This window comes from Mycobacterium sp. E1214 (assembly GCF_001666755.1).
Lineage (GTDB): Bacteria > Actinomycetota > Actinomycetes > Mycobacteriales > Mycobacteriaceae > Mycobacterium.
This window is the reverse complement of sequence record NZ_LZJC01000128.1, coordinates 1-8,387: the sequence shown is the minus strand read 5'-3', so window position 1 is coordinate 8,387 and position 8,387 is coordinate 1. Positions and strand designations below refer to the sequence as shown.

Genomic DNA, 8,387 nt, shown 5'->3' with positions numbered 1-8,387 from the left:
CGGCGCCCGGTACACCGCCGAAGCCCTGGATCGCGGCGCTGCCGCGGTGCTCACCGACGCCGCCGGGGTCGCCGAACTGGGCACGCTCGACGTCCCGACATTGGTGCACCCGGATCCGCGCGGTGTGCTGGGGGGCCTGGCCGCCACGGTGTACGGCCACCCGTCGCAGTGTCTGACGATGGTGGGCATCACCGGCACGTCGGGCAAGACCACCACGACCTATCTGATCGAGGCCGGGCTGCGCGCCGCCGGGCGGACGGCCGGGCTGATCGGCACCATCGGCATCCGCGTCGACGGGGCCGACATCCCCAGCGCGCTGACTACCCCGGAGGCCCCCGCCCTGCAGGCCATGCTGGCGGCCATGGTCGAAGACGGCGTGGACACCGTCGTCATGGAGGTGTCCAGCCACGCGCTGGCGTTGGGCCGGGTGGACGGCACCGCGTTCTCGGTGGGCGGTTTTACCAACCTGTCCCGCGACCACCTGGACTTCCACCCCAGCATGGAGGATTACTTCGAAGCCAAGGCCCTGCTGTTCGACCCGCGATCGCCGTTGCGGGCCCGCCGGGTGGTGGTGTGCGTGGACGACGACGCCGGGCGCGCCATGGCCGCCCGGGCCGGGGACGCGATCACCGTCAGCGCCGACGACCAACCCGCACACTGGCGGGCCCGGGATGTGGCGCCGCTGGGCGCCGGGGGGCAGCAGTTCACCGTCGTCGACCCCTCCGGCGGTCAGCACCGGGTCGGGGTCCGGCTGCCCGGTGCCTACAACGTCGCGAATTGCCTTGTCGCGCTGGCCGTTTTGGACTCGGTCGGGGTTGCCGTGGACGACGCGGCCCGCGGTCTGCTGGAGACCCGGGTGCCGGGGCGCATGGAACAGATCGACCGCGGCCAGGATTTCCTGGCGCTGGTCGACTACGCCCACAAGCCCGGCGCGCTGCGGGCGGTGCTGACGACGCTGGCGCGTCCCGGCCGCCGGCTGGCCGTCGTGTTCGGCGCCGGCGGCGACCGCGACCCCGGCAAACGCGCGTCGATGGGCGCCACGGCGGCCGAGCTGGCCGACCTGGTCGTCGTCACCGACGACAACCCGCGCAGCGAGGACCCGGCGGCGATCCGGCGCGAGATCCTGGCCGGCGCCGCGCACGGCGCCGCCCGCGTGGTCGAGATCGGCGACCGGCGCGCGGCGATCAGGCACGCGGTCGACTGGGCGGGCCCCGGCGACGTGGTCCTCATCGCCGGCAAGGGTCACGAGACCGGGCAGCGCGGCGCCGAGGGGACGCGCCCCTTCGACGACCGGGTGGAGCTGGCCGAAGCCCTGCAGGCCCGCCGATGATCGAACTGACCGTCGCCGAGATCGCCGAGATCGTCGGCGGCACCCTGTCCGACATCTCACCGGACGACGCGGCCGAACGCCGGGTCACGGGCACCGTCGAATTCGACTCCCGCGCCGTGGGTCCCGGGGGGTTGTTCCTGGCGCTGCCGGGGGCCCGCACCGACGGGCACGACCACGCCGCCTCGGCGATCGAGTCGGGCGCCGTGGCCGTGCTCGCCGCCCGGCCCGTCGGGGTGCCCGCCATCGTGGTGCCCCCACGACCGCCCGATGACGAGGACTCCGGGGTGCTCGAACACGACACCGACGGATCCGGGGCGGCGGTGCTGGCCGCGCTGGGGAAGCTGGCGCGGGCGGTGGCCGCGGAGCTGGTTGCGGGCGGGCTGACCATCATCGGCATCACCGGCTCGTCGGGCAAGACCTCGACCAAGGACTTGATAGCCGCGGTGCTCGCCCCGCTGGGGGAGGTGGTGGCGCCGCCCGGATCGTTCAACAACGAGCTGGGACACCCCTGGACGGTGCTGCGCGCGACGCGGCGCACCGACTACCTGGTCCTGGAGATGTCGGCGCGCCACCCCGGCAACATCGCCGCGCTGGCGCGCATCGCCACGCCGGCGATCGGGGTAGTGCTCAACGTCGGCACCGCGCACCTGGGGGAGTTCGGCTCCCGCGAGGCCATCGCCCGCACCAAAGCCGAACTGCCGCAATCAGTTCCGTCCTCCGGGGTGGTCGTGCTCAACGTCGACGACCCCATGGTGGCGGCGATGGCGGGGCAGACCCCGGCCTGGGTGATCCGGGTGAGCCGCAGCAGTCACACCGCGGCCGGCCCCAGCGACGTCTGGGCGGACGACGTGTCGTTGGACGCCCTGGCCGCGCCGCGGTTCACCCTGCACGCGATGGACAGCGCGGCCGAGGTGACGCTCGGGGTGTACGGCGAACATCAGGTCACCAACGCGTTGTGCGCCGCGGCCGTCGCCCTGCAGTGTGGCGCCGACGTCGCGCAGGTGGCGACCGCGCTGGCGGCCGCCGGGCCGGTGTCGGCGCACCGCATGAACGTCACCACCCGCCCCGACGGGGTGACGGTGATCGACGACGCCTACAACGCCAACCCGGATTCGATGCGGGCCGGGTTGCAGGCGCTGGCCTGGATTGCCCGCGGCCCGGGGGGCGCAGCACCGCCGCGGCGTAGCTGGGCGGTGCTCGGTGAGATGGCGGAGTTGGGCGACGATGCCATCGCCGAGCACGATCGCATCGGCCGGCTGGCCGTGCGCTTAGATGTGTCTCGACTCGTTGTCGTGGGAAGTGGGAGGTCGATGGGCGCCATGCACCACGGAGCGGTCATGGAGGGCTCGTGGGGACCGTGGGGCCCTGACGCGGCGGACCGGGGGGCCGTCAGCGTCGCCGACTCCGACGCCGCACTGGCGTTGTTGCGGTCCGAACTGCTGCCGGGCGACGTGGTGCTGGTCAAGGCGTCGAACGCGGCCGGGCTGGGGGCGCTGGCCGACGCGCTGGCCCGTGACGATCGCGAGGGCGGCGAAGCCGGGCGAAGCGGGTCGTCACCATCAGGCCGTGACGATCGCGAGGGCGGCGAAGCCGGGCGAAGCGGGTCGTCACCATCAGGCCGTGACGATCGCGAGGGCGGCGAAGCCGGGCGAAGCGGGTCGTCACCATCAGGCCGTGACGATCGCGAGGGCGGCGAAGCCGGGCGAAGCGGGTCGTCACCATCAGGCCGTGACGATCGCGAGGGCGGCGAAGCCGGGCGAAGCGGGTCGTCACCATCAGGCCGTGACGATCGCGAGGGCGGCGAAGCCGGGCGAAGCGGGTCGTCACCATCAGGCCGTGACGATCGCGAGGGCGGCGAAGCCGGGCGAAGCGGGTCGTCACCATCAGGCCGTGACGATCGCGAGGGCGGCTCATGAGGCAGATCCTGATCGCCGTCGCGATCGCGCTGACCGTATCGATCCTGCTGACGCCGGCGCTGATCCGGCTGTTCACCCGGCAAGGGTTCGGGCACCACACGCGCGAGGACGGGCCGCCCACCCACCACGCCAAGCGCGGCACCCCGTCGATGGGCGGCGTCGCCATCCTGGCCGGCATCTGGGCGGGCTATCTGGGCACGCACCTGGCCGGGCTGGCGTTCGACGGCGAGGGCGTCTCGGCGTCGGGCCTGCTGGTGCTCGGCCTCGCCACCGCCCTGGGCGGCGTGGGCTTCCTCGACGACCTGATCAAGATCCGGCGGTCGCGCAACCTGGGCCTGAACAAGACCGCCAAGACCATCGGCCAGATCGCCGCCGCGGTGATCTTCGGCGTGCTGGCGTTGCGGTTCCACAACGCCAACGGGCTGACCCCGGGCAGCGCCGATCTGTCTTACGTGCGCGAGATCGCGACCGTCACGCTGGCGCCCGGACTGTTCGTGCTGTTCTGCGTCGTCGTCGTCAGCGCCTGGTCCAACGCGGTGAACTTCACCGACGGCCTGGACGGCCTGGCCGCCGGCAGCATGGCGATGGTGTCCGCCGCCTACGTGCTGATCACGTTCTGGCAGGCCCACAGCGCCTGCGTGAGCTCGCCGGGGCTGGGCTGCTACAACGTGCGCGACCCGCTGGATCTGGCCTTCGTCGCCGCGGCCACCGCGGGCGCCTGCATCGGGTTCCTGTGGTGGAACGCCGCGCCCGCCAAGATCTTCATGGGCGACACCGGCTCGCTGGCGCTGGGCGGCATCATCGCGGGCCTCTCGGTCACCAGCCGCACCGAGATCCTGGCCGTCGTGCTGGGCTCGCTGTTCGTCGCCGAGGTCACCTCGGTGGTGCTGCAGATTCTGGCCTTCCGGACCACCGGGCGCCGGGTGTTTCGGATGGCGCCCTTCCACCATCACTTCGAGCTGGCGGGCTGGGCCGAGACCACGGTCATCATCCGCTTCTGGCTGCTCACCGCGATCGCCTGCGGCCTGGGGGTGGCCCTCTTCTACGGCGAGTGGCTTTCCGCGACCGGCGCGTGATGAGCGGTTCCGAACACCCGTCGCTGGTGCCGCTGGCGCCGGGCGCATCGGTCCTGGTGGCCGGGGGCCGCGTCACCGGTCGCGCGGTGCAGGCCGCGCTGTCGCGGTTCGGCGCGACACCGACCGTCTGCGACGACGACCCGGGCATGCTCGAGCCGTTCGCCGCGCGGGGGGTGAACACGGTCGACCCGCCGACCGCCATCGCCAACATTGCCGACTATGCGCTGGTGGTGACCAGCCCCGGATTTCAGCCGAGCGCCCCGGTCCTGGCGGCCGCCGCGGCGGCCGGGGTGCCCATCTGGGGAGACGTCGAGCTCGCCTGGCGACTGGACACGGCCGGGGTCTACGGCCCGCCGCGCCGCTGGCTGGTGGTGACCGGGACCAATGGCAAGACCACCACGACGTCGATGCTGCACGCCATGCTGATCGCGGCCGGCCGCCGCAGCCTCCTCTGCGGCAACATCGGCGACCCCGTGCTGGACGTGCTCGACCAGCCCGCCGACCTGTTGGCCGTCGAGCTCTCCAGTTTTCAGCTGTACTGGGCGCCGTCGCTGCGTCCCGAGGCCGGCGTGGTGCTCAACATCGCCGAGGATCACCTCGACTGGCACGGCACTTTCGCCGACTACGCCGCCGCCAAGGCCCGGGTCCTCAACGGCCGGGTGGCGATCGTCGGCCTGGACGACGGCCCGGCCGCGCAGCTGCTGCCCACCGCGCAGGCGCCGGTGCGGGCCGGGTTTCGCCTCGGCGAGCCGGCCCCGGGCGAGGTGGGGGTGCGCGACGGCCAGCTGGTGGACCGCGCCTTCGCCGACGACCTGGTGCTGCTGCCCGCCGCGTCCATCCCGGTGCCGGGCCCGGTCGGGGTCCTCGACGCCTTGGCCGCGGCGGCCCTGGCGCGCAGCGTCGGGGTGCCCGCCGACGCCATCGCGGTGGCGATCGCGTCGTTCCGGCTGGGCCGGCACCGCGCCGAGGTCGTCGCGGTGGCCGACGGCATCACCTACGTCGACGACTCCAAGGCCACCAACCCGCACGCGGCCGAGGCGTCCGTCCTGGCCTACCCGCGGGTGGTGTGGATCGCGGGCGGACTGCTCAAGGGCGCGTCCGTGGACGCCGAGGTCGCCAGGATCGCAAATCGCCTGGTCGGGGTCGTCCTGCTGGGTCAGGACCGTCGAGTGGTTGCAGAGGCGTTATCGCGACACGCGCCGGATGTCCGCGTCCTCCAGGTTGTGACAGGCGAGGATGCTGATATGAATGCGACGGCTGAGGTTATTGGTACAGATGTGACTGAAGTGAAACATCGAGGTGACACTCTCGGTGCGGCCGTCATGAACGCCGCCGTGGCCGGTGCCCGCGCTCTGGCCCACGCGGGTGACACGGTGCTGCTGGCGCCGGCCGGCGCGTCGTTCGACCAGTTCGCTGGCTACGCCGACCGCGGTGACGCGTTCGCGGCCGCCGTGCGCCTGGCCGTCCGGTAGGCGGGCGTGCCCAGACCACTGTCCCGGCTGCGGCGCCGGGGAAAGAAGGCCGACGCGACCGTCGACTCGCCCGCGCCGACGCCGGCCGAGGCCCCCGCGGAGGCCGGCGAAGCGGACGCCGCCGACCCTGTTCCTGATCCCAGCGCCGGTTCCAGTCACGAGGCCGTCGCTGTCGACGGCGTCCCGGAAACCGTTGCCGAATCGGTCGATATCGATGCCGCGGCCGAGACCGACGAGCCCGAGACTGACGCTATGCAGACGACCCCGGACGCCGCCGCGCCCCGCCCGGCCAAGGCGCCCCCGACGGCCACAGCGCCCGACGGGGCCAAGGGGGCCAAGGGGGCCCAGCAAGATTCGCACAGCCGGTTCGGCACCTGGCTGAGCCGGCCCATGACCTCGTTTCACCTGATCATCGCCGTTGCCGGGCTGCTGACGACGCTGGGCCTGATCATGGTGCTGTCGGCCTCCGGAGTGCGCTCGTATGACAACGACGGCTCCGCCTGGGTGATCTTCGGCAAGCAGGTGCTGTGGACGGTCATCGGCCTGGTCGCCTGCTACGTGTCGCTGCGCATGTCGGTGCGGTTTCTGCGGCGGATCGCGTTCACCGGCTATGTGGTGACCGTCATCCTCCTGGTGCTGGTCTTGGTGCCCGGCATCGGCAACCTGGCCAACGGGTCCCGGAAGTGGTTCGTCATCGCCGGCTTCTCGATGCAACCCTCCGAGCTGGCGAAGATCGCCTTCGCCATCTGGGGCGCGCACCTGCTGGCGACCCGCCGGCTGGAACGGGCGACGCTGCGCGAGATGCTGATCCCGCTGGTGCCGGCCGCGGTCATCGCCCTGGCGCTCATCGTGGCCCAGCCCGATCTGGGGCAGACGGTCTCACTGGGCATCATCCTGCTGGCGTTGCTGTGGTACGCCGGGTTGCCGCTGCGGGTCTTCGGCACCTCGCTGCTGGCGGTCTTCGTCGCCGGCGCCATCCTGGCCATGTCCGCCGGGTACCGCTCCGACCGGGTGAAGTCGTGGCTGGACCCCGAGAACGACCCGATGGACACCGGCTATCAGGCCCGGCAGGCCAAGTTCGCCCTGGCCCACGGCGGGGTGTTCGGCGACGGCCTGGGCCAGGGCGTCGCGAAGTGGAACTACCTGCCCAACGCCCACAACGACTTCATCTTCGCCATCATCGGCGAGGAGCTGGGCTTCATCGGCGCGTTCGGGTTGCTCGTGCTGTTCGGGCTGTTCGCCTACACCGGCATGCGGATCGCCCGACGGTCGGCGGACCCGTTCCTGCGGCTGCTGACGGCCACCACGACCATGTGGGTGCTGGGCCAGGCGTTCATCAACATCGGCTACGTGATCGGCATCCTGCCCGTGACCGGCATTCAGCTTCCGCTCATCTCGGCGGGCGGAACATCAACCGCGGCAACCCTTTTCATGATCGGCATCATGATCAACGCGGCCCGTCACGAACCGGAAGCCGTCGCCGCGCTGCGCGCCGGGCGCGACGACAAGGTGAACCGGCTGCTGCGGTTGCCGCTGCCCGAGCCGTACCTGCCGAGCCGGGTGGACGCGCTGCGCGACCGCAAGCGTCCCCGACCGCAGGCGGGGCGGGCGGCACCCACGCGGGCCAAGGGCGGCGCGGCGCCCGCCAAGCCGCGCAAGGGCGGCCGCACACCCGACGCGGCGCTGCCGCCGGCGCTACCCCGCAAACCCGTCCGGCCCGCCCGCGCGCCCGCCGGCGCCCGGGCGCGGGTGCGGGCGCACGGCGCACGCACGGGGGAGCATCATGGGTCTGGCCAGCGCTATGCCAATCTGGGAGCCGGGTTGCGGACCGGGGAGGGCGCCGGCCAGCGGCAACCGCGACGGACACGCGCACTGGAAGGTCAGCGTTACGGGTGAACCACACGGTCAGCACGCGGACCGGCGGGCTGGGGGACAACCCCCAGCCCGCCGGTGCCGCGTTGTCGGCTGGTGACTCGGTCTCGGTGGTGCTGGCCGGGGGCGGGACCGCCGGCCACGTCGAGCCGGCGATGGCCGTCGCCGACGCGCTCACCGCGCTCGACCCACGGGTCCGCATCACCGCGTTGGGCACCGCGCGCGGCCTGGAGACCAGGTTGGTGCCCGAGCGCGGTTACCACCTCGAGCTGATCACGCCGGTCCCGTTGCCGCGCAAGCTCAGCGGTGACCTCGCCCGGTTGCCACCCCGGGTGTGGCGCGCGGTCCGGGAGACCCGCGCGGTGCTCACCGGCGTCGGCGCCGACGTGGTCATCGGGTTCGGTGGATACGTGGCCCTGCCCGCCTACCTCGCCGCCCGCGGGTTGCCGCGGGGCGCCGGGCGCCGCCGCATCCCGGTGGTGATCCACGAGGCGAACGCGCGCGCCGGTCTGGCCAACCGCGTCGGGGCCCGCCGCGCGGACCGGGTGCTGGCCGCCGTGCCGGAATGCGGACTGCCCGGCGCCGAGGTGGTCGGGGTGCCGGTGCGCGCCGCCATCACCTCGCTGGACCGCGCGGCGCTGCGGACGGAGGCGCGCCGCCACTTCGGTTTCGCCGACGACGCCCGGGTGTTGCTGGTGTTCGGCGGGTCGCAGGGCGCGGT

5 protein-coding genes and 1 pseudogene are annotated in these 8,387 nt (G+C 73.0%); all 6 read left to right on the top strand.

From position 1 onward, the window contains the following. Positions 1 to 1,330 (top strand): UDP-N-acetylmuramoyl-L-alanyl-D-glutamate--2,6-diaminopimelate ligase (locus A5700_RS18050; protein ID WP_068204912.1); only part of this gene is annotated, 1,330 nt, incomplete at its 5' end. Further along, positions 1,327 to 2,859: pseudogene (murF, locus tag A5700_RS18045) on the top strand (UDP-N-acetylmuramoyl-tripeptide--D-alanyl-D-alanine ligase); the annotation flags it as partial. The gene A5700_RS18050 and the pseudogene murF, both read left to right, overlap by 4 nt. A 383-nt stretch (positions 2,860 to 3,242) precedes the next feature. Next, positions 3,243 to 4,322: a phospho-N-acetylmuramoyl-pentapeptide-transferase gene (gene mraY, locus A5700_RS18040; protein ID WP_068067909.1), complete on the top strand. Its 1,080-nt coding sequence runs from the start codon at positions 3,243 to 3,245 to the stop codon at positions 4,320 to 4,322. Further along, positions 4,322 to 5,794: a UDP-N-acetylmuramoyl-L-alanine--D-glutamate ligase gene (gene murD / locus A5700_RS18035; RefSeq protein WP_068067935.1), complete on the top strand. Its 1,473-nt coding sequence runs from the start codon at positions 4,322 to 4,324 to the stop codon at positions 5,792 to 5,794. The genes mraY and murD overlap by 1 nt, the downstream gene beginning before the upstream one ends. A gap of 252 nt (positions 5,795 to 6,046) precedes the next feature. After that, positions 6,047 to 7,690 carry a putative lipid II flippase FtsW gene (ftsW, locus tag A5700_RS18030; RefSeq protein WP_082960399.1) on the top strand — a complete coding sequence of 548 codons (1,644 nt, stop codon included), beginning with the start codon at positions 6,047 to 6,049 and terminating at the stop codon, positions 7,688 to 7,690. Further along, positions 7,687 to 8,387: glycosyltransferase (locus A5700_RS18025; RefSeq protein ID WP_197504159.1), on the top strand; the 701-nt coding region annotated here is incomplete at its 3' end. The genes ftsW and A5700_RS18025, both read left to right, overlap by 4 nt.